The sequence below is a fragment of the Hyphomicrobium sp. genome, from assembly GCF_036262015.1.
Classification (GTDB): domain Bacteria; phylum Pseudomonadota; class Alphaproteobacteria; order Rhizobiales; family Hyphomicrobiaceae; genus Hyphomicrobium_C.
The window spans coordinates 114,918-135,011 of record NZ_DATAJR010000009.1; the positions used below are offsets into that span (position 1 = coordinate 114,918).

At 62.7% G+C, this 20,094-nt stretch carries 18 protein-coding genes; 2 read left to right on the forward strand and 16 right to left on the reverse strand.

Annotated features, from left to right (window positions below; all coding sequences use genetic code 11):
- The first annotated feature begins 67 nt into the window (after nt 1-67).
- Entirely contained in the window at nt 68-1,192 is a 1,125-nt protein-coding gene (gene ald, locus VHO05_RS16100; protein ID WP_329647634.1) for an alanine dehydrogenase, read from the forward strand.
- Between the two features lie 143 nt (nt 1,193-1,335).
- Here ald and VHO05_RS16105 read toward each other — a convergent pair whose 3' ends face one another.
- The 7 genes from VHO05_RS16105 to gabT all read right to left on the reverse strand — a co-directional run bounded on the left by VHO05_RS16105 (nt 1,336) and on the right by gabT (nt 8,470).
- Nucleotides 1,336-2,163 carry a lytic murein transglycosylase gene (locus VHO05_RS16105; protein WP_329647635.1) on the reverse strand — a complete coding sequence of 276 codons (828 nt, stop codon included), beginning with the start codon at nt 2,161-2,163 and terminating at the stop codon, nt 1,336-1,338.
- A 96-nt stretch (nt 2,164-2,259) separates the two neighbouring features.
- On the reverse strand, nt 2,260-2,634 hold the full coding sequence (locus VHO05_RS16110; RefSeq protein ID WP_329647636.1) for a GFA family protein: 375 nt from the start codon (nt 2,632-2,634) through the stop codon (nt 2,260-2,262).
- An 81-nt stretch (nt 2,635-2,715) separates the two neighbouring features.
- Complete coding sequence (locus tag VHO05_RS16115) at nt 2,716-3,540, reverse strand: DUF2182 domain-containing protein (RefSeq protein WP_329647637.1); 825 nt, start codon at nt 3,538-3,540, stop codon at nt 2,716-2,718.
- A gap of 10 nt (nt 3,541-3,550) precedes the next feature.
- Nucleotides 3,551-4,192: a DUF1326 domain-containing protein gene (locus tag VHO05_RS16120; RefSeq protein WP_329647638.1), complete on the reverse strand. Its 642-nt coding sequence runs from the start codon at nt 4,190-4,192 to the stop codon at nt 3,551-3,553.
- A gap of 123 nt (nt 4,193-4,315) precedes the next feature.
- The gene (locus VHO05_RS16125; RefSeq protein WP_329647639.1) at nt 4,316-5,812 is read right to left on the reverse strand and encodes a CoA-acylating methylmalonate-semialdehyde dehydrogenase; all 1,497 of its coding nucleotides are present in this window, start codon (nt 5,810-5,812) and stop codon (nt 4,316-4,318) included.
- 4 nt (nt 5,813-5,816) lie between these two features.
- Nucleotides 5,817-7,136, reverse strand: coding sequence for an aspartate aminotransferase family protein (locus VHO05_RS16130; protein WP_329647640.1), 1,320 nt, complete (start codon nt 7,134-7,136; stop codon nt 5,817-5,819).
- 38 nt (nt 7,137-7,174) lie between these two features.
- Nucleotides 7,175-8,470, reverse strand: coding sequence for a 4-aminobutyrate--2-oxoglutarate transaminase (gene gabT / locus VHO05_RS16135; protein WP_329647641.1), 1,296 nt, complete (start codon nt 8,468-8,470; stop codon nt 7,175-7,177).
- Nucleotides 8,471-8,730: 260 nt separating this feature from the next.
- On the opposite strand from gabT, the gene VHO05_RS16140 reads away from it, so the two are divergent.
- On the forward strand, nt 8,731-9,321 hold the full coding sequence (locus tag VHO05_RS16140) for a cupin domain-containing protein (RefSeq protein WP_329647642.1): 591 nt from the start codon (nt 8,731-8,733) through the stop codon (nt 9,319-9,321).
- 4 nt (nt 9,322-9,325) lie between these two features.
- Here the strand turns inward: VHO05_RS16140 and VHO05_RS16145 are convergent, their stop codons facing one another.
- From VHO05_RS16145 to VHO05_RS16185, 9 genes are all read right to left on the reverse strand, one after another.
- Complete coding sequence (locus VHO05_RS16145) at nt 9,326-10,393, reverse strand: ABC transporter ATP-binding protein (RefSeq protein WP_329648183.1); 1,068 nt, start codon at nt 10,391-10,393, stop codon at nt 9,326-9,328.
- Between the two features lie 117 nt (nt 10,394-10,510).
- A complete protein-coding gene (locus VHO05_RS16150; RefSeq protein ID WP_329647643.1) occupies nt 10,511-11,356 on the reverse strand; it encodes an ABC transporter permease in 846 nt (281 codons plus the stop codon).
- A gap of 8 nt (nt 11,357-11,364) precedes the next feature.
- Entirely contained in the window at nt 11,365-12,285 is a 921-nt protein-coding gene (locus tag VHO05_RS16155) for an ABC transporter permease (RefSeq protein ID WP_329647644.1), read from the reverse strand.
- A gap of 19 nt (nt 12,286-12,304) precedes the next feature.
- Entirely contained in the window at nt 12,305-13,393 is a 1,089-nt protein-coding gene (locus VHO05_RS16160) for a spermidine/putrescine ABC transporter substrate-binding protein (RefSeq protein WP_329647645.1), read from the reverse strand.
- Nucleotides 13,394-13,493: 100 nt separating this feature from the next.
- Nucleotides 13,494-14,942, reverse strand: coding sequence for an NAD-dependent succinate-semialdehyde dehydrogenase (locus VHO05_RS16165; protein ID WP_329647646.1), 1,449 nt, complete (start codon nt 14,940-14,942; stop codon nt 13,494-13,496).
- An 11-nt stretch (nt 14,943-14,953) separates the two neighbouring features.
- Nucleotides 14,954-16,444, reverse strand: coding sequence for an aldehyde dehydrogenase (locus tag VHO05_RS16170; protein WP_329647647.1), 1,491 nt, complete (start codon nt 16,442-16,444; stop codon nt 14,954-14,956).
- A gap of 10 nt (nt 16,445-16,454) precedes the next feature.
- On the reverse strand, nt 16,455-17,804 hold the full coding sequence (locus VHO05_RS16175) for a glutamine synthetase family protein (RefSeq protein WP_329647648.1): 1,350 nt from the start codon (nt 17,802-17,804) through the stop codon (nt 16,455-16,457).
- Entirely contained in the window at nt 17,801-18,553 is a 753-nt protein-coding gene (locus VHO05_RS16180; RefSeq protein ID WP_329647649.1) for a gamma-glutamyl-gamma-aminobutyrate hydrolase family protein, read from the reverse strand. The genes VHO05_RS16175 and VHO05_RS16180 overlap by 4 nt, the downstream gene beginning before the upstream one ends.
- On the reverse strand, nt 18,550-19,941 hold the full coding sequence (locus VHO05_RS16185) for an aspartate aminotransferase family protein (RefSeq protein ID WP_329647650.1): 1,392 nt from the start codon (nt 19,939-19,941) through the stop codon (nt 18,550-18,552). Before VHO05_RS16185 ends, VHO05_RS16180 begins: the two co-directional genes overlap by 4 nt.
- Nucleotides 19,942-20,094 lie beyond the last annotated feature (153 nt).

The window sequence follows — 20,094 nt, forward strand, 5'->3', positions numbered from 1 at the left end:
CGGCCTCAAGCGTTGATATGGTTCATGTGGAGATCTGGAACCAGCGTCCTGGCAGGGAGAAGACCAAATGCGCATCGGTGTTCCGACGGAGATCAAGAGCAACGAGTACCGTGTCGGGCTTGTGCCCGGTTCCGTGCGAGAACTGACCTCGCGCGGACATGAAGTCCTCGTACAGTCCGGTGCAGGTGCCGGAATTTTCGCAGACGACGCCACCTATCAGAAAGCCGGCGCGAAGATCGCGCCCACCGCCGAAGCGGTGTTCGATGCGGCTGAGATGATCGTCAAGGTCAAGGAACCGCAGGCCGTCGAATACGCGCGGCTCAAGCCGCATCAAATCCTTTTCACCTATTTGCATCTCGCTCCCGATCCGGACCAGGCCCGCGGATTGCTTGCCTCAGGCGCGGCTGCCATCGCCTACGAAACCGTAACCGACGTCAACGGCGGATTGCCTTTGCTGGCGCCGATGAGCGAGGTTGCCGGACGTCTTTCCATCGAAGCCGCCGCGATTGCATTGCGTCGACCGACCGGCGGACGCGGTGTGCTGATGGGCGGCGTGCCCGGTGTACGCCCCGCCAAGGTCGTCGTGCTCGGCGGCGGCGTCGTCGGCACACACGCGGCGCGCATGGCAGCAGGGCTCGGCGCCGACGTCACGATTATCGATAAATCGCTACCGCGGCTCCGCCAGCTCGACGAGCTGTTCCAGGGGCGTGTTTCGACGCTCGCCTCGACGATGCACGCGATCGAGATGGAAGTCATGGAAGCGGACGTCGTGATCGGCGCCGTGCTGGTGGCCGGCGCGAGCGCACCAAAACTCATTACGCGCGACATGCTGCGTTCCATGAAGCGCGGCGCGGTGCTCGTCGACGTTTCGATCGATCAGGGGGGCTGCTTCGAGACCTCGCGTCCAACCACGCATGCCAATCCGACGTTCGAGGTCGACGGCATCATTCACTACTGCGTGGCCAACATGCCGGGCGCCGTGCCGGTGACCTCCGCTCAGGCGCTCAACAACGCTACGCTGCCGTTCGTGATCAAGTTGGCCGACAAGGGGTTGGCCGCATTCGACCGTGATCCGCATCTGGCCGCGGGTCTCAACGTACGGGATGGGCGGATCATGCATTCCGCAGTTGCCGCTTCGCTCGGCTTCGACCGGCTGGATGGAGAGAAATCGCGGCCTGTCGCGGCGGAGTAAAATTCGAAGTTTGGGCGCGCGTTCCTCCTCCTCCCCGAGCGCCCTTTTCTCGTGCTTCTTGCCGGACATCCGGCCTGCGCATTCCCGGAAGCACGATAAGCCGGCCCGTTTCCCCCACGGGCCGGCTTTTTTGTTCGCTCGTTTCAGCCGCCGCGAAGCTTGTCAGCCATGACGGAGATCGTGCGCTGATAGACTTCGGCGCGGTTCCAATCCTTGATGACAGCGTAGTTGGCGGTGCCCTGATGCCAGGGCTGCCCAGCTTGCCATCCATGGCCTTTGAGGAAGTTGGCGGTGGAGGCGAGAATGTCGGGCACGCTGTGGATCAGGTCCTTCTTGCCGTCGCCATCGAAGTCGACGGCGTATTTGACGTAGGGCGTCGGCAGGAACTGCGTCTGGCCGATCTCGCCGGCCCAGCCTCCGCGCAGCTCTTCGGGGCGCATGTGGGCGTTGTCGATGATGCGCAGTGCGTCGAGCAACTGGCCGGTGAAGAAGGGTGAGCGGCGGCAGTCATAGGCCAGTGTCGCGAGTGAGCGGAAGATCGAATACTTGCCGCTGGTGTCGGCGCCGAAGTTGGTTTCTAGGCCCCAGATGGCGATAACGATTTCGCGCGGCACGCCGAACTGGCGCTCCATGCGGTCGAGTACGGCCCTGTGGGTCTTCATGCGCGCGCGGCCGCGGCCGATGAGAACGCCACCGACGCGGCGGGCGTAGAACTGCTCGAACGACAGCTTGAAAGACTTCTGATTGCGGTCAAGGCGGATGATGCGCGGATCGTAGGTGACACCGTCGAGACCGGCGCTGATGGAGCCTTGCGAGATGCCTTGGGCGGCGGCGCTATTCTTGAATGCGGCGAGCCAGGTGTTGAAGCCGCCAGGACCGTTCCCGCACGAGGCAGCGTGAGCGGCGGGCGAGAGCGCGGCGAAGAGAAGCGCGAGCGGCGCTGCGATGAAGGCTGCGGTTTTTGTGGTCATGGCTTCACGTCCCTCACGTTTCGGGCGGGACGTTAGCGGGGCTTGGCGGATTGGGGAAGGTATCGGAGCGCGGCACTTTTGCCGGCGTTGCGGGCCTCAGTCCTTGTGCCCCGCGATTTGGAACCAAGCGAGGCGCTCTTCGGGAAAGGCCGGTTTGTTGTGGGGCGGGAAATCCTCTGGGTGGTCCATGGCGCCGACGTGAATGTGGATCTCGTCACCGGTTTCATAGGTCAGGGTGGCGCCACATTTTCCGCAGAAGCCGCGTTGGATACCCGGCGATGATTCATAGTACGTCGGCGCGCCTTGCGTGAACTCGACGAGGTCGCGTTTGCAATCGAGGAAGACGGAGACGGGAGCGCCCGTATGTTTGCGGCAGGTCGCGCAGTGGCAGTAGTCGATCTCGAAAGGCGGGCCGGTGAGGCGAAAGCGAACCGCGCCGCAAAGGCAGCCACCGGTGGGTGAGGGCGTCATGGGCAAACCCTAGCTTCCGCGTCGCGTCTGTTAGAGCTTTGTAGGTGAGCAACGCATTCGGTCGGTGTTTGTTTCTCGTCGTCATCTCAAATACGTATGCGCCAATAGCCAAAGCCCTCCGGCGGCGAGGGCGATGCCGGATAGGCGCGCGATCAACGGCCCGCGGGGCACAAGCTTTTCCGCCAGGACAAGGATGGACAGGCCGGCGATCCAGACGAGGTTCATGATGCCGCCCGCAAATAGCAAGACCATCAGGAGCCAGCAGCAGCCGAGGCAATAGGCGCCATGCTTTGCGCCCATGCGGAGCGCGCCCATGGCGCCGGGGCTGAAATTCGCGGCGAGGAAACGGGCGGGCGTGCGGCAGTGGTCGAGGCAGACGCGCTTCAGGGGCGTGAGCTGGTAGGCGCCCGCCGCCAGAAGAAGCGCGCCCGTGAATACGGCGTTGGTGCTCCACATGAGCATGGCGTGCATCAGGCCGATGCGCTCCAGGCTCCACTGCAGACCGGTGGCCAGGATGCTGAACGCCAGCCAGACGAGCAAATAGCCCATGGCAAATGCAAAGGTTGGCGTCGTCGCGCCCCTGATCCTGCCGCGCTTGAGCTCGTGGCGATAGGCGTGGGCATAGAGCAGGATGGTCGGCGCAGCGCTCGGCGTCATCATGGCGATCATCATGATCCACCACATCAAGAGCATGACGATGGCGTAGGTTGCGCTCCACTGTTGTGCCATTCCCGTGCTCGCCGGCGGCGGGAAGTCCCACGTCGTCATGGCGATAACGCTCATTCCGGTGCCGGATCCGACAAGCACCCACCACCAGGAGAGTGCAGTCAGAAGCGCAAGGCCGAGGCCGATGACAAGGCGCTCGCGCTTGAGGATCGCCTCGATGGGTGTGGTGTCGCGCGGCATGGCCTCAAGCTCACAGCGCGCGGTGTTTGATGACGCCATGGTTGTTGAGGTGGAGACGGGCGAATTGGCCGTAGGAGTTGGCCAGCGTCAGCTCGATCTTGCCATGGGTCTTGCTGGAGCCGCTGCCCATTTCGGCGATCTCGTACTCGAAGCCATTTGGGAGGTCGATGCGTGCGCGGTGCTCGGCGCCTGTGACCGGATTGCGGATCGGTTCACCATGGCATTCCGCGACGCCGGGAACGACGAAGTGGCCACGGCGGGCCTCGACGTCGACCTCAAACGCGATTGGCGCAAAGATCGGGTCATAAACCTCGGAGAGGGTCGACGCGAAGACCGCGAACACTGTGGCCATGGGATCGGTATCCTCGCCACTCATGATCCTTAGGATAGCGTCGCGCTGTTCCTCCGTAGCGCGTTCATCGACAAACGGTTGCGCCTTGCCGTTGCCTTCGTGAATCGCGCCCGGCCAAGAAAACACGCCGCCGAAACGCAACCCGTCCAGTTTCACGTCTCCATGATGGCCCGAGATGACCTCGTTGCAGACCACCGCTTGGCAATGGCCGTATGTCGGCGGCGCGTTGAATTGACAGGGGCAGCCATAGGCGCAGTTGCAGTTCGCGAATTCAGTGGCGCGGATTTCCCAGGGTGTCATTGCGGTCATCCTCCTGTGTCGCCGATCGCAAATTGCGATATGCTGGCGTGCCTGCATCTGCAGGGAGGCTGCGCTATTCTAGCAATGAACCGACTAAGGGCAATGCGCGGTGCGGGAGCGAGATTAGCTCCTTCCCGTGAAATTGAACTCGGCGCCGGAGCGGATACCGGTGGGCCAGCGCGCAGTCACGGTCTTGATGCGTGTGTAGAAGCGCACGCCCTCGGGGCCATAGATCGCGTGATCGCCAAATAGCGAGCGTTTCCAGCCGCCGAAGGAGTGATAGGCGACGGGGACCGGGATCGGCACGTTGATGCCGACCATGCCCACTTCGATGCGGTCGGCGAAGGCGCGGGCGGTGTCGCCATCGCGCGTGAAGATGGCGGTGCCGTTTCCGTACTCGTGGCTGTTCACGAGGTTGGCGGCCTCGTCGTAGCTTTCGGCGCGCACGACAGACAGCACCGGGCCGAAGATTTCGGTTTTGTAGATCGTCATGTCGGGCGTGACGCGATCGAACAGCGTGCCGCCGAGGAAGTAGCCGTTCTCGTAACCTTGGAGAACGAGGCCGCGACCGTCGACGACGAGATCGGCGCCTTCGGTGACGCCCCTGTCGATGAGGCCGGCGATCTTGCGCTTGGCGTCCGCCGTGACGACCGGGCCCATCTCGGACTCGGGATCTGTGGCGGGTGCGACTTTCAACGCGCGCACGCGGGGGGCCAGCGCCTCGACGAGCCGGTCGGCGGTCCGCTTGCCGACGGGGACGGCGACCGAGATCGCCATACAGCGTTCGCCGGCCGAGCCGTAACCCGCGCCCATCAGGGCATCGACGGCCTTGTCCATGTCGGCGTCGGGCATGACGATCATGTGGTTCTTGGCGCCGCCGAGAGCCTGCACGCGCTTACCGGCTGCGGCACCGAGCGTGTAGATATACTCGGCAACGGGCGTCGAGCCGACGAAGCTGATGGCCTTGATGTCCGGATGATCGAGCAAGGCGTCGACGGCGGTCTTGTCGCCGTGCACGACATTGAGCACGCCATCGGGGAAGCCAGCTTCCTGGAACAGCTCCCAGATCAGCATCGGTGCCGAGGGATCGCGCTCGGAGGGCTTCAAGACGAATGTGTTTCCGCAGGCGACAGCGACGGGGAACATCCACATCGGCACCATGGCGGGAAAGTTGAAGGGCGTGATTCCGGCGACGACGCCGAGCGGCTGGCGGTCGGACCAGCAGTCGATGTCGGGGCCAATATTGCGGCTGAACTCGCCCTTGAGGAGATGCGGGATGCCGCAAGCGAAATCGACGACCTCCAGGCCGCGCTGCAACTCTCCGAGCGCATCGGGGTGCGTCTTGCCGTGCTCGGCGGAGATGGCACGCGCGATCTTGTCGGCGTTCTTCTGAAGCAGATCCTTGAAGCGGAACATCGGGGCGACGCGCTTCATCGGCGGCGTTGTGCCCCAGCTTTCGGCGGCGGCCTTGGCGGCGGCGACGGCGGCGTTCACCTCGTCGATCGTCGAGAGCGGCAAACGCGCAGTTGCCTCTCCGGTCGCGGGATTGAAGACGCTTGCGAAGCGCGTCGAGGCCGACGCTATTTTCTTTCCGCCGTAGGCGTTTTCTATTGTGTGCATTGGATCAGTCGCCTTCCTTGAGGACGGCCGTGAAGATATCGAAGAGATGATCGATGTCGCTCTCTCCGATAATGAGCGGTGGAGAGAGTGCGATGATGTCGCCGGTCTGGCGAACAAGCAGACCTTGCTCGAAGCATTTGATGAAGCGATTGTAGGCGCGCTCCCCGGGCTTGCCCGGCAGCGGATCGAACTCGATGGCTCCGATGAGGCCGATGTTTCGGATATCGATCACGTGCGGCAGGTTTCGGAGTGCGTGTACGCGTTCCTCCCAGTAGGCCGCGAGCTTGCTTGCGCGGGTGAGCAAACCTTCTTCCTGATAGGTGTCGAGTGTCCCGATTGCAGCGGCGGCGGCCATGGGATGGCCCGAGTACGTGTAGCCGTGGAAGAGGTCGATCGCGTTCTCCGGGCCGTTCATGAAGGCCTGGTAGATGTGCGACTTCAGGAACACAATGCCCATCGGGATCGTGCCGTTGGTCACGCCCTTGGCGCCGGTAATCATGTCGGGCGAGACATCGAAGTAGTCAGCGCCAAACGGCGTACCGAGGCGGCCGAACCCGGTGATGACCTCGTCGAAGATGAGCAGGATGTCGTGCTTGCGGCAGATGGCTTCGAGGCGCTTGAGATAGCCTTTGGGCGGGACGAGCACGCCGGTCGAGCAGGCGACCGGCTCGACGATCACGGCGGCGATCGTGGATGCATCGTGGAGCGCTACGAGACGCTCGAGATCGTCCGCCAGCTCGACGCCATGTTCGGGCTCACCTTTGCTGAAGGCGTTGCGCGCGAGGTCGTGCGTATGACGGAGATGGTCGACGCCGGAAACGAGCGCACCAAACTGCTTGCGGTTATTGCCGATGCCGCCGACCGACGTGCCGCCGAAGTTCACGCCGTGGTAGCCCCGCTCGCGGCCGATCAGCCGCACCTTGGAGCCGTTGCCTTTGGCGCGGTGATAGGCGATGGCGATCTTGAGCGCGGTCTCGACGGACTCGGACCCGGAGTTCGTGAAGAAGACGTGGTCGAAGCCTTTGGGCGCGATGTTGACGAGGCGCGATGCCGCCTCGAAGGCCTTCGGATGGCCCATCTGGAAGGTGCCCGCGAAATCAAGCTCTGCGGCCTGCTTCTGGATGGCTTCGACGATGTGCGGGCGGCAGTGGCCGGCGTTCACGCACCAGAGGCCGGACGTGCCGTCGAGAATCTTGCGGCCGTCCTCGGTGAAGTAGTGCATGTCCTTCGCTGAGGCTAAGAGGCGCGGCGTACGCTTGAACTGCCGGTTCGCGGAGAACGGCATGAAGAAGGCTTCGAGATCGTTCGTGGTGAGGCGAGACATGGGCTTCCCTTGGCTCGGGTTCGCGGGTGGATTGCGTACTACTGAAGCTTGCTGACGGCTTCCGTGAGGCTGGCCTCGAAAACGTCCATGCCTTCCTTGATCAACGAGTCGCTCGCGGTCAAAGGAGGAAGGAAGCGAATCACGTTTCCGTAGGTTCCGCAGGAGAGCAGGATCAGGCCGCGCTCGTTTCCGGATTTGAGAACCTGTGCCGTAAGCTCGGGTGCGGGCTCGCCGCTGTTCGTGTCCTTGACGAACTCGACTGCGCACATGGCGCCAAGGCCACGCACGTCGCCGATGCAGTTAAGGTTGGAGCGGCCCGCCAACTCACGGCAGCGCGTCTGGATGATGTCGCCGATGGCGTTGGCGCGCGCGCAGAGATCCTCGTCCTTGATGATATCGAGGACGGTGTGGGCTGCAGCGCAGGCAATCGGGTTGCCGGCATAGGTGCCGCCGAGGCCGCCGGGGTTCGACGCATCCATGATGTCGGCGCGACCGGTGATCGCGGAGAGCGGCAGGCCTCCCGCGAGTCCCTTGGCCATGGTCACCACGTCGGCCTTCACCCCGGAATGCTCGAGTCCGAACATCTTGCCCGTGCGCGCGAAGCCGGTCTGGATTTCGTCTGCGATCAGCACGATGCCGTGCTCGTCGCACACCGCGCGCAGGGCCTGGAGGAAGTCTGTGGGCGCGATGTTGAACCCGCCTTCGCCCTGCACGGGCTCGATGATGATGCCGGCGATGGTCGAGGGATCGGCTTGATACTTGAAGATGGCTTTCAGCGCCTTGATGCTCTCGGCGCTCGACGTGCCGTGATAGAGGTTCGGGAAGGCGACGTTGTAGATGTCGGCCGGGAAGGGGCCGAAGCCCTTCTTATAGGGAACCGCCTTGCCAGTGAGGGCCATGCCCATGTGGGTACGCCCGTGGAAGCCGCCCGAAAAGGAAATGATGCCGGGGCGGCCCGTGAAGAAGCGCGCGACCTTGACGGCGTTCTCGACCGCTTCAGCGCCTGTCGAAGCGAGCATGGTCTTGGCGGGTCCGCTGACCGGAGCAATCGCGTTCAGTCGCTCCGCGAGTGAGACGTAGTTCTCGTGCGGCGTCACCTGGAAGCAGACGTGGCTGAACGACTTCATCTGCTCTTCGATGGCAGCCAGGATACGCGGATGCTGATGGCCGGTGTTGACGACGGCAATGCCGGCGCCGAAGTCGATGTAGCGCTTGCCGTCCTCACTCCAGATCTCGGCGTTCTTGGCGCGCTTGGCGTAGATCTGCGTGGCATGTCCGATTCCGCGCGGAACAGCGGCCATGCGACGTGCGTGAAGCTCGGCTGAAGTCGCCATGAAACTCGCCTTTCCCTCTTGTTGAACGCCGGATTTGCGCGCGTGTCGCGCGTGGGGCGTTGCTCAATACTTTGATCTCAGCTGTGCACCGTACTCCAGGGGCATGACGCGTTCAAGCGGCGCAATTTGCGGCATAAATTGCTCTGATTTGTTCTGTTGATCAAAAAACTAATCAGTATTTGTCGCCAAATTTGTCAGGCTGTGATAGCTGTTGGCGCGCTGAAAATCTGGCGGCGACGAGTTCCCGAGGAGCAAGCGACATGGCACGACGCAAGCGGGCCAAAAGTGCTGAAGCCGGACGCACGGCGATCGATGTCGGGGCGCGTCTTAAGGCGCAACGAATCAAGAGCGGCCTCACGCAGCGTGATCTCGCCTCCAAGGCCGGCGTGACCAACGGCATGATCAGCATGATCGAGCAGAACAAGCACAGCCCGTCGGTGGCGACGCTCAACCGACTGACGGATGCGCTGGGTTTGAGCTTCGCAGAGTTCTTCTCGATCGAGCTGCCCGAGATGCCGCGCGTGTTCTACATGAAGGACGAACTCGTCGCGCTCACGGAAGGCAAGGTGCGTTTTGCTGTCGTCGCGGGTGAGCGTCCGGAGAAGGCGCTGCAAATCCTGCACGAGGTCTATGCGCCCGGCGGCGATACGGGCGTCACCATGCTCACGCACCGCGGCGAGGAGGGTGGTCTCGTGATTGCGGGAGAAGTCGAGGTCACGGTCGGCGATCAGCGGCGCGTGTTGGGGCCGGGGGACGCCTACTATTTCGAAAGTATGACGCCGCATCGGTTTCGCAATGTCGGGAAGTCCGCCGCGATCATCGTCAGTGCGTGCACGCCGCCGTTCATGTGATCCGCTAAGATAAGAGAACGACAGGGCTCGAGCCGGCCCAGCTGACCCACACAGGCTCCTTCCAATCGAAGTTTTCCTGATCCCAGCGGGAGCGATTGGGACGGGAGACACGGATCAGATTTCCCTTTCCGGTCTCGACGTGAAAGATCGATGTGTCGCCGAGATACGAGATCTCGCGGATGATGCCCTTGGCGATGTTGTGGCCGGCCGGACATTCAGCCGGTGCAGGGGGCGCCTCCGAGTTCTTGTGCAGGGTGATCTTCTCCGGCCGGATGGCGACCCAGACCGGCGTATCGACTTTGCCGGGTACGGCGTGCGGCAAGTGCACGGGATGGGGCGCAAGCTCGGGGCACGTGACGACGGCTTCGTCGGGCTCGTCCTTTACAAGCGTACCTTCGAACATGTTCACAGAGCCAATGAAGTCCGCGACGAAGCGTGACGCGGGAAACTCATAGAGATCGGACGGTGTGCCGAGCTGGGCGATGGAGCCTTTGTTCATGACGGCGATGCGCGACGCAATGGCAAGCGCTTCGTCCTGATCGTGCGTCACCATGATGAATGTGATGCCGACCTTCTGCTGGAGCTGGGAAAGCTCAAAGCGCATCGCTTCGCGAAGCTTGGCGTCGAGAGCGGAGAGCGGCTCGTCGAGCAGTAATACCTTGGGCCGTTTTACGAGGGCGCGTGCTAGGGCCACGCGCTGGCGCTGGCCGCCCGAAAGCTGATCGGGCATGCGCGCGGCGAGTTGGCCCAGCTGCACGAGGTCGAGCGCTTCCTGCACGCGCACCTTGCGTTCGGCGTCGGGGACGCGGTCGATCTTGAGGCCGTACGCGACATTGTCCGCGACGCTCATGTGCGGAAATACGGCGTAGGACTGAAACACCATGTTCACGGGTCGCTTATTGGCGGGGATGGTGCGCATGTCCTGGCCGTCGATCAGGATCTCACCCTCGGTCGGGACTTCGAGGCCGGCGAGCATGCGCAGCAGCGTCGTCTTCCCGCAGCCCGATGGTCCGAGCAGCGCGAAGAACTCGCCGGGATGAATGTCGAGGCTCACATCGTCGACAGCGACCATGGAGCCGAATTTCTTCACGATATTTCGGAAGCTGATGATGGGCTTCAGCTCGGATTTGAACGGAGTGGGCGTTGCGTCGTTCACAGCACGATCCTCGCAGGAGCTCGTCTTCTTTTCTCAGGTTTTCTTCTGGGCCGATTTTTGCATCAGGGCGCCGATCACCATCAGCACGACCGTCAGCACGATCAGCATGGTGGAGGCGGCGTTGACTTCGGGCGTCACGGAGAAGCGCACCATCGAGTAGACCTTGACGGGGAATGTCACGGTATCGGGTCCCGAGGTGAAGAACGTGATGACGAAGTCATCGAGAGAGAGTGTGAATGAGAGCAGCGCGCCGGCGATGAGCGCCGGGCGTATGTGGGGGATCAGGACGTCGCGGAAGGCCTGCCATTCGCTGGCGCCGAGATCGCGTGCTGCTTCCTCTTGCTCCTTGTTGAAGCTCACGAGGCGGGCACGCACCACCATGGCGACGAACGGGAAGCAGAACGAGACGTGCGCGATGATGATCGAGCCGAGATTGAAGGGCCACGGGAGGCCATTGGGCCAGGGAATGACTGTCGCGAAGAAAACGAGCATGGCGACACCCATGCAGATCTCGGGCACGACGATCGGTAGCGAGAAGGTGCCTTCGACCACGGCCTTTCCGGGGAAGCGGAAACGCCAGAGCAAGACCGCAGCCAGCGTGCCGAGCACGAGCGAGAAGAGGGTCGCGACCAGGGCGATGGTGATCGAGTTCGCGAATGCGATCATCAAGTCGTCGTTGCGGAAGAGCTTGTCGTAATATTTGAAGGTGAAGCCCTGCCAGACGATGTTGCGCTTGCTGTCGTTGAAGCTGAAGGCCACGAGGGCAATCAACGGCGCGTAGAGAAAGACGAATACGCCGAGCAACCACAGTCGCATGGACCAGCGGCGATTGTACTCGAGGGGTGCTGGGCGATCCTTGATGGGTTTGATGGGTTTCATGTGCGCCCTCAAATTCCATGCGCCGCGTCGGCCGCTTTGCCTTTTGACAGGTAGGCGCGCAATGCGATGGCGATGAAGGTGGCGTACATGAGCAGGAATGATAGGGCGGCCCCGAAGGGCCAGTCGTTGGCTCGCTTGAACTGGCGTTCGATGACGTTGGCGATCATCTGGCTGTCCGGGCCGCCGAGAAGGTCAGGTGTCAGGTAGGCGCCGAGCGCGGGAACGAAGGTAATGATGACGCCGGAGATGATGCCGGGCAGCGCGAGCGGAACGACGATCGAAAAGAGCGTGCGCAAATGCCCGGCGCCGAGATCCAGGCTCGCCTCCATGAGAGATCGATCCAGGCGGTCGAGCGCGGCATAGAGTGGAAGCACCATGAACGGCAGGTGGACGTAAACGAGGCCGAAGACGACCGCGAAGTTGTTGTAGAGCAGCTGAAGCGGTTCGTAGGGTGCGAGCGGCTCGAGCCCGACGAGCACTTTCAGCCAGCTTGCCCCGTTCCAGACCCCTTCCAGGCCGTTGTTGAGGAAGCCTTCGGTCCGCAGCACGGCAATGAGCGCGTAGGTGCGGATCAGAAGGTTGGTCCAGAACGGTAGCATAACGAGAAGCAGCAGCCAGGGCCGCCACTTCTCGCTTGCGAAGACGATTGCGAGTGCGACAGGAAATCCGATGATCAGGCAGAGGAGTGTCGTGAGGCCTGCGACGAAGATCGACTTGGCGAAGATCTGCAGATAGAGCGGTTCGAAGGCGCGCGCGTAGTTCGAGAACGTGCCGCTGATTTCGACGCCGGTCAGTCCGAGATTTTGACCGAAGCTGTAGGCCCAGATCACTCCGAGCGGAATGAGGAAGAACACTGCCACCCACAAAAGGGGTGGCAGTGCCGTGACCCAGAACGCGAGCCGGGAATCTGATCCTTCATGCGCTGCCATGACCCGTGTCTCCGGATGCTCAATCGGCGCGGAGGCGCGTCAGGCTTTCATCCAGGAGACGCGTGATCTCCGTTCCCGCATATTGCGGGTATTCGCACTTGGCGACGAGATCCGCCGGCGGGAAGATGACCGGGTTTGTCTTGTAGTCGTCGGGCATGATCGCGGTCGCGGCCGCATTCGGAGACGGAAACTTGATCGTCTCGAAGATCTCCTTGCCGACCTCGGCGTCGAGCAGGAAGTTGATGAACGCGTGCGCATTCTCAGGGTGCGGGGCGCCCTTCGGAATGGCAAGCGTATCCGACTGCTTCAGCGCGCCTTCCTTGGGCACGATGAAATCGATGTCGTCATCCTCGGACATGATCTGTGCGATGTCGCCGTTGTATTCCATGACAACGTCGACTTCACCCGAAAGGAGAAGGTCCTGGCCGTTGTCCTCGTGGAAGGCTTTGATGAAAGGCTTCTGCTTCTTGAGGATCGCTTCGGCGCGCCGGATCAACTCGGGTGTCGGTTTGTTGGCGGACTCGCCCAGATACTTGAACACGTGGCGGTAGAGCTCGCTCGCATCCGACATGACGGAAATGCGGCCCTTGTACTGGTCGGAGTCGAAGAGAACCTTCCAGCTGTCGGGCTTCTCTTTCACCTTGCTCTTGCGGTAACCGATGCCGATGACGAGCCAGGTGTAGGGAAGGCTGAATTTGCGGCCCGGATCATACGGGGCGTCGCTGATGAACTCGGGGGCGACGTTCTTGATGTTCGGGATCTTGGAGTGGTCGAGCGGGACGAGGAGATCTGCCTGAACCATGCGCTCGACGAATTCGCTACCGGGGACGATGACGTCGTAGCCGGGGTTTCCGGCGCGGAGCTTGGCGAAGAGTTCGTCGTTGGTGGCGAAGAGGCTCATGTTGACGCCGATACCGGCCTTGTCCTTGAAGGTATCGAGCGTCGTTTCGCCGATGTAAGTGTCCCAGTTGTAGAAGTTGAGCTTCTTTTCCTCTGCAGCGAAGCCGGTGCGAGAGAATGAAAAGCCGACGGCTGCCGCGCCGAGACCGGCTAGGAACGTACGGCGGTTGGCCCGACCGTTAAGCTTCGAGAACACATCAGTCGCCATGGGTTGCTCCCCGTTGTCACTATGTCGATTACATTAGCCCCGCTCAGTGAAAACCAAGTGCGTAAAGTGTAGTCGCTACTTCGGAAGAACTGCCTCGTTATCAGGCGATCCCTCCAAGACAGATGAACTTCGGTTCGAGGTATTCGTCCAAACCTTCGGCTGCGCCCTCGCGGCCGAGACCGGATTCTTTCACGCCGCCGAACGGCACCGTTTCGTTCGAGAAGATGCCTTCGTTCACGCCGACCATGCCGGCATCGAGCTGTTCGGCGACGCGCCAGGCACGGCCGATGTTTTGGCTGAAGAGATAGGCGGCGAGGCCGAACGGTGTGTCGTTGGCCATCTTCACGGCTTCGTCCTCCGTCTCGAAGCGGATCAGTGCCGCGACGGGGCCGAAGATCTCTTCGTGCACGATGGTCATGTCGGATGTGACACCCGTGAGCACCGACGGCTGATAGAAGAGCGGGCCGGCGTCAGCCGCTTTGCCGCCGACGATGGCCTTGGCGCCCTTGCCGACGGCATCGCCGACCAGTTTTTCGACTTTCTTGATCGCGTCCGCGTTGATGAGCGGGCCGATGGCGACGCCCGCCTCACGGCCAGGACCGACCTTGAGTTTTTTTACTTCGGCGGCGAGCGCTTCGGCGAAGCGGTCGTAGATGCCGGACTGCACAAAGATGCGGTTGGCGCAAACGCATGTCTGGCCCGCGTTGCGGTATTTGGATGCCATGGCGCCGGCAACGGCCTGTGAAAGATCGGCGTCGTCGAAGACGAGGAGCGGAGCGTTACCGCCAAGCTCGAGCGTGAGCTTTTTCACGGTGCCGGCGCATTGGCGATAGAGGATCTTGCCGACCTCGGTCGAGCCGGTGAACGACAGCTTGCGAACGCGAGGATCCTCGCAAAGCACCTTGCCGACGGCGGGGGCCTGCATGGTCGTCACGACGTTGAAGACGCCGGGCGGCACACCTGCATCAAGTGCGAGTTTGGCCATCGCGAGCGCGCAGAGCGGCGTATCCTCGGCCGGTTTGACGACGACGGTGCATCCCGCTGCAAGGGCGGGTGCAACCTTGCGCGTGATCATGGCAATCGGGAAGTTCCACGGGGCGATGGCCGCGATCACGCCGACCGGCTGCTTGATCGTGATGTAGCGCTTGCCTGCCATGGTGGTCGGAATCGTGCGGCCGTAGGCGCGTTTTCCTTCCTCGGCGAACCACTCGATGAAGGAGGCGCCGTAGGCGACTTCGCCGCGGGACTCGGTCAGGGGCTTGCCCTGCTCGGCGGTCATGAGCTGTGCGAGAGGCTCGGTGTCGGCGATGACGAGATCGAACCAGCGTTTCAGGATCTGCGCGCGCTCCTTTGCGGTCTTCTTCGACCAGGCCGGAAGCGCCTTCTCGGCAGCGTCGATGGCTTGTGTCGTCTCGGAGGCGCCGAGGTTCGGGACGCGGGCGATCTCGGTTCCGGTTGCAGGATCGATCACTGAGAACGTTTCCGCTCCGGTGACCCACTGGCCGCCGATGAGCGCTGCGTTGGGGTACCGGGGAGGAGAGACGTTCATTGTGTTCACCGTTAGAGGAGTGTGATGGAGACCGACTTCAGGTCGGCGTATTTGTGTAGAGCGTGCAGTGAGCGATCACGGCCGAAGCCAGATTGCTTGAAGCCGCCGAAGGGCATCGTGATATCGCAGCTGTCCCAGCCGTTGACCCAAACGAGCCCGGCCTTGATCTCGCGGGCGGCGCGATGCGCGAGGCTCACGTCGCGAGTCCAGAGGCCTGCAGCGAGACCGTAGGGCGTGTCGTTTGCGAGGCGAAGGGCTTCGTCTACCTCCGTAAACCGCGTGATGGCGAGTACAGGGCCGAAGACCTCTTCACGCGATAGTGTTGCTGTCGGGGCGATGTGATCGAACACGGTGGGCTCGACGTAGTAGCCGCCGCTCTCGATGCGGGTGCGATTGCCGCCCAGGCGGAGCGCGCCGCCTTCCTTGTTCGCCGTTTCGATGTAGCGGAGCGCCGTTTTCATCTGCTCGGAGGAGACCATGGCGCCGAACACCGTGGAGGGGTTCAGCGGATCGCCGGCCGCGATGTCCTTTGCTACGTGAAGAAGCTTGTCGACGAAGGCGTCGGCAATGCTCTCGTGGACGAGCAGGCGGGACGCCGCCGTGCAGACTTCGCCTTGATTGTAGAAGATGCCCCAAGCGGCATGTGTGGCCGCGGTTTCAAGGTCCGGGCAATCGGCGAAAATAATGTGCGGGGACTTGCCGCCGAGCTCGAGGCTGACGCGCTTCAGGTTGCTCTGCCCGGAGTACTGCATCAGCAGTCGGCCGACGGCGCCCGAGCCCGTGAAGGCGATCATGTCGACGTCGTTGTGGAGTGCGAGGGCTTTGCCTGCTTCGCCGCCTATGCCAGGCACGACGTTAAGGACGCCGGGCGGAAGGCCCGCTTCAAGCGCCAGCTCGCCGAGCTTCAGGGCGGTGAGAGGCGATTGCTCGGCCGGCTTCAGAACGACGGAATTGCCCATCGCCAGCGCGGGCGCAACCTTCCACATGGCCATGTGGAGCGGGAAGTTCCATGGCACGATGGCGCCGATCACGCCCAGCGGCTCGTGCACGGCAAACGAGAAGCGATCCTGCGTCTCGGGCCCGACCTCGCCGTAAATCTTGTCGAGGGCCTCTGCGTAGTAGCGCAGCGTGCGGATTGCCTGTGGGACATCGCCGTTCAGGGCGTTGGCGATCGGCTTGCCGACATCGAGGCTTTCGAGCACGGCGAGCGTCTCCGTCTCGCGCTCCATGATGTCGGCGAGCTTGAAGAGGATCCGCTTCTTGTCCCTGTAGGAGAGTTTGCGCCAGCGGCCGTCATTGAAGGCCGTGCGGGCGGTTTCTACGGCAATGTTGATGTCGGCTTCCGCGCCGGCCGCGACTTGGTTGAGCACGCGGCCGTCGCGTGGCGAGACGTTGTCGAACGTGATGCCGCTGACGGCGGACACCTTGTGTCCGGCAATGATGGCCTTGCCCGGAAGCGCGAGGGCTCCGGCGACTTTCTCGAAATGTGCGAGTGAGGTCATGATCTATGCCTCATGCAACTTGAGCGTACCAAAGGTGGTCGAGCGAGGTGACGACGCGCTCGAAGTTTGTTCGTTCGGCACTTTTCAGCCGCGTGTAGACGTGCTGGAAGTCCGCGCCGAATGCGTCGCGCACGATGGGTGAGTGCTCGAACTTCTCCAGCGCGTTTGCCCAGACCGTCGGCAGGCCTGGCGCATCGAGTTCTTCGCTGTTGCCTTTGACCTCGGGACCGGGATCGACCTTCTTGGCCATGCCGTGGGCCGCACCCGCAAGAATGGATGCGATCACCAGATAAGGATTGGCATCGGCTCCTGCAACGCGGTGCTCGACGCGCGTTCCTGGTCCCATCTGATCGGGAATGCGCAAGGCCACTGTGCGGTTGTTGAAGCCCCAATGCGGTGCCATCGACACGTACGATTCCGGTACGTAGCGGCGGTAGGCGTTGGCGGACTGGGCCCAGATGGCCATGAAGTCGCCCATGGTCTCGCGCAGGCCGCCGAGCACGTTGCGGAACACTGGCGAGATCGGCTCGCCAGCGAAGACGTTCGCGCCGCCCTTGTCGAGCAGGCTCATGTGGATGTGCATGCCGGAGCCGGCCCACTCGTGGTGCGGCTTGGCCATGAAGGTGGCGTTGAGGCCGCGCGCGCGCGCGGCAGCCTTGATAGCCCGCTTCAGAAGCAGCCCGTCCAAGGCGCCTTGCACCACATCGGCGGTGTGCTTGAGATTGATCTCGAACTGGGAAGGCCCGCTCTCCTGTGTCAACGCGTCGACAGGAAGCCCCTGGGCCTCTGCGATGCGATAGATGTCGTCGTTGAATGCCTGAAGCGCGTCCAGGTCTTCGAACTGGAACGTCAGCGGGATGTCGGTTTCGCGCGAGACGCCGGGAGGGGCTTCGAGCGTGAATTGCCCATCGGGGCCGGGCATCGTGACGTAATATTCGAGTTCGACGGCGGCGACAGGTGTATGGCCAGCGGCTTTGAAGCGCTCGACCTGCTTCCTCAGCACATAACGCGGATCGAGCGGGTCGTCCTTCTCAGGAACGATGACAGCTTGTGCGAAGCGAGTGCCGTCGACCGGAACAGCCTTCAGCGTTCCGGAGAGGATGCGGAAGTTGTAGTCGGGGTCGCCGGTTGACCAGAGACGGCCGGTTTCCGCGATGCAGTTTCCGCGCGGATCCATGATGAACACAGATGCCGGAAGCATCATGCCGCTCTTGGCGACGCCCATAAGGTCGTCGCGGCGCAGACGCTTGCCGCGCGGATGGCCGTTCATGTCGAGCACGAAGGCGTCGATCCATTGCACGGTTGGATTGGCTGCGAGAAAAGCCTTGGCCTCTTCGATATTGAGAGACGCGTTGTTCATGATGTGGAACCGGTTGCGATGTTTCTGGCCGCGTCGCCGAAGCGACGGAACAGCTCGATGGAGACGGTGTTGCTCTTAGCCTGCCACTCGGGGTGCCACTGCACGCCGAGCATGAAGGGATGATCGGATGGGCCGCGCACGGCTTCGACCAGGCCGTCTTTGGCGAAGGCTTCGGCGGTGAGCGGCGCGGCGAGGCGCTGGATGCCCTGCCAGTGCAGCGAGTTGACGATGATCTCGTCTTTGCCGACCCAGTCTTTGAGTGTGCCGGTGAGGTGCACAGGATGGGCGGGACCGAAGCGGTCGTCGAGCGGCACGTCGGAGCGCTCGCGGTGGTCGTGACGGCCTTCGATCGTGTGCACGGCCTGATCGAGCGTGCCGCCGAGAGCGACGTTGAGTTCTTGGAAACCGCGGCAGATGGCGAACGTCGGCAGCTTTCGCTTCAAGGCTTCGCGGATCAGAGGCAGCGTGAGGTCATCTCGTGCGGGATCGAGCGCGTTCTCGTTGAGCGGCGGCTCGTCGAGGCCATAGAGGCTTGGATGCACGTTCGAGAGTGAACCCGAGAGCAGGATACCATCGGCGATTTCGAGGAGAGCCCCCATGTCGGCCATGCTCGGGCCAAGGGGTGCCAGCAAGGGCTGGCACTCCGCGACCTCGGCCACGGCCGACGAGTATTTCCGGCCCACCGCATCGAAGGCATGGCCATCGATGAGCTTGGTGCAGGACGGAACAATGACGATGGGTCGGCTCATGCAGCGATTTCTCCGGCGACGTCGCTAAGCGTCTGGTCGAGCGCTTTCTTGATGACGCGCTCGGCTTCCGCAAACTGCTCGTCGCCCCAAATGAGCGGCGGCGCGCAGACCATGGTGTCGAACACGGCCCGCATGATGAAGCCCTCACGGAAGAAGTGGTCGCGGCAGATGAGGCCGACGCGGCCAGGGTTGTCGAAGCGGCGGCGCGTGCGCTTGTCGGCCACCAGCTCTATGGCGCCGAGCATGCCGACGGAGCGGACTTCGCCGACAAGCGGGTGGTCCTTGAATTTGGCGAGCATCTTGGCGAGGGCCGGACCGCTGTACTCCTTGACGCGCGGGACAAGTTTCTCGCGCTCCATGATTTCGAGATTTTTGAGCGCCACGGCGCAAGCCACGGGATGGCCGGAGAACGTGTAGCCGTGGTTGAAATCGTCGTCGTGGCCCATCAGCGCCTCGACGATCTTGTCATCGATCAACAGGCCCGAGAGCGGGATGTAGCCGGACGTGGCCGCCTTGGCGAACGTGATGAGGTTCGGCTTGATCCCGTAGTGTTGGGAGGCGAACCACTCACCGACGCGGCCGAAACCGGTGATGACCTCGTCAGCCAGGAAGAGGATGCCGTACTTGTCGATGATCTTTTGAACCGCGGGCCAGTAGGAAGCCGGCGGGATTTTCACACCGCCCGCGCCCTGCACGGGCTCAGCTGCGAAGGCTGCGACGTTCTCGGGGCCAACGGCCAGGATCTCGTCCTCGAGCGCCTGTGCCGCGCGCAGGCCGAAGGCTTCGAGGCTTTCGCCGTCGCGACCCTCGCCGAACCAGTATGGGTCGATGATGTGGCGGAAGCCTTCGTAGACCGGATAGCTGTGCTGATGAACGTGAGACATGCCGCCCATGGAGCCCGCGGCGATCGTCGAGCCGTGGTAGGCCTGATTGCGGCTGATGATGATGCGGCGCTTGGGTTCGCCCTTGAGCGCCCAGTAGTGCCGGATCAGGCGGATGGCCGTGTCGTTCGATTCCGAGCCGGACGAGCCGTAGAACACCTGGTTGATGTTGGATGGCGTGATCTCGGCGAGCTTCTTCGACAGCGCCACGACGGGGGGGTGCGTGGTCTTGAAGAAGGTGTTGTAGAACGGCAGTTCCATCATCTGGTCGCGCGCGGCGTCAGCGAGCTCAGCGCGGCCGTAGCCGACGTTGGTGGTCCAGAGGCCGGCCATGCCGTCCAGGATGCGGTGCCCCTCGCTGTCCCAGATGTAGGGTCCCTCGCCTTTCACGATCACCCGGGTGCCACTGCCGCGCAAAGACTTGTGGTTGGTGAAGGGGTGCAGATGGTGCAGGGCGTCGAGGTCGCGCCATTCGGTGGTGCTGTTCTTTAGTTGGGCTTTCGACATGGGTCGTCTCCAGTGAGAGCGGGGGGCTCGAAGGGATCGTGTTTGCTGCCGGACATGGCCGGATTTCAAAGTGCAAATCACGTGCGCCGCGCCATTGGCTTGCGGCTCAAACCGGGATAGGGGGCGTGAATCCGATGCGGGCGCAGAGCACCA

What these genes read in the sequence shown, in the direction of transcription:
- ald (WP_329647634.1), top strand. Translation starts at nt 68, where the DNA reads ATGCGCATCGGTGTTCCGACGGAGATCAAGAGCAACGAGTACCGTGTC.
- VHO05_RS16105 (WP_329647635.1), bottom strand. Translation starts at nt 2,163, where the DNA reads ATGACCACAAAAACCGCAGCCTTCATCGCAGCGCCGCTCGCGCTTCTC.
- VHO05_RS16110 (WP_329647636.1), bottom strand. Translation starts at nt 2,634, where the DNA reads ATGACGCCCTCACCCACCGGTGGCTGCCTTTGCGGCGCGGTTCGCTTT.
- VHO05_RS16115 (WP_329647637.1), bottom strand. Translation starts at nt 3,540, where the DNA reads ATGCCGCGCGACACCACACCCATCGAGGCGATCCTCAAGCGCGAGCGC.
- VHO05_RS16120 (WP_329647638.1), bottom strand. Translation starts at nt 4,192, where the DNA reads ATGACACCCTGGGAAATCCGCGCCACTGAATTCGCGAACTGCAACTGC.
- VHO05_RS16125 (WP_329647639.1), bottom strand. Translation starts at nt 5,812, where the DNA reads ATGCACACAATAGAAAACGCCTACGGCGGAAAGAAAATAGCGTCGGCC.
- VHO05_RS16130 (WP_329647640.1), bottom strand. Translation starts at nt 7,136, where the DNA reads ATGTCTCGCCTCACCACGAACGATCTCGAAGCCTTCTTCATGCCGTTC.
- gabT (WP_329647641.1), bottom strand. Translation starts at nt 8,470, where the DNA reads ATGGCGACTTCAGCCGAGCTTCACGCACGTCGCATGGCCGCTGTTCCG.
- VHO05_RS16140 (WP_329647642.1), top strand. Translation starts at nt 8,731, where the DNA reads ATGGCACGACGCAAGCGGGCCAAAAGTGCTGAAGCCGGACGCACGGCG.
- VHO05_RS16145 (WP_329648183.1), bottom strand. Translation starts at nt 10,393, where the DNA reads ATGGTCGCTGTCGACGATGTGAGCCTCGACATTCATCCCGGCGAGTTC.
- VHO05_RS16150 (WP_329647643.1), bottom strand. Translation starts at nt 11,356, where the DNA reads ATGAAACCCATCAAACCCATCAAGGATCGCCCAGCACCCCTCGAGTAC.
- VHO05_RS16155 (WP_329647644.1), bottom strand. Translation starts at nt 12,285, where the DNA reads ATGGCAGCGCATGAAGGATCAGATTCCCGGCTCGCGTTCTGGGTCACG.
- VHO05_RS16160 (WP_329647645.1), bottom strand. Translation starts at nt 13,393, where the DNA reads ATGGCGACTGATGTGTTCTCGAAGCTTAACGGTCGGGCCAACCGCCGT.
- VHO05_RS16165 (WP_329647646.1), bottom strand. Translation starts at nt 14,942, where the DNA reads ATGAACGTCTCTCCTCCCCGGTACCCCAACGCAGCGCTCATCGGCGGC.
- VHO05_RS16170 (WP_329647647.1), bottom strand. Translation starts at nt 16,444, where the DNA reads ATGACCTCACTCGCACATTTCGAGAAAGTCGCCGGAGCCCTCGCGCTT.
- VHO05_RS16175 (WP_329647648.1), bottom strand. Translation starts at nt 17,804, where the DNA reads ATGAACAACGCGTCTCTCAATATCGAAGAGGCCAAGGCTTTTCTCGCA.
- VHO05_RS16180 (WP_329647649.1), bottom strand. Translation starts at nt 18,553, where the DNA reads ATGAGCCGACCCATCGTCATTGTTCCGTCCTGCACCAAGCTCATCGAT.
- VHO05_RS16185 (WP_329647650.1), bottom strand. Translation starts at nt 19,941, where the DNA reads ATGTCGAAAGCCCAACTAAAGAACAGCACCACCGAATGGCGCGACCTC.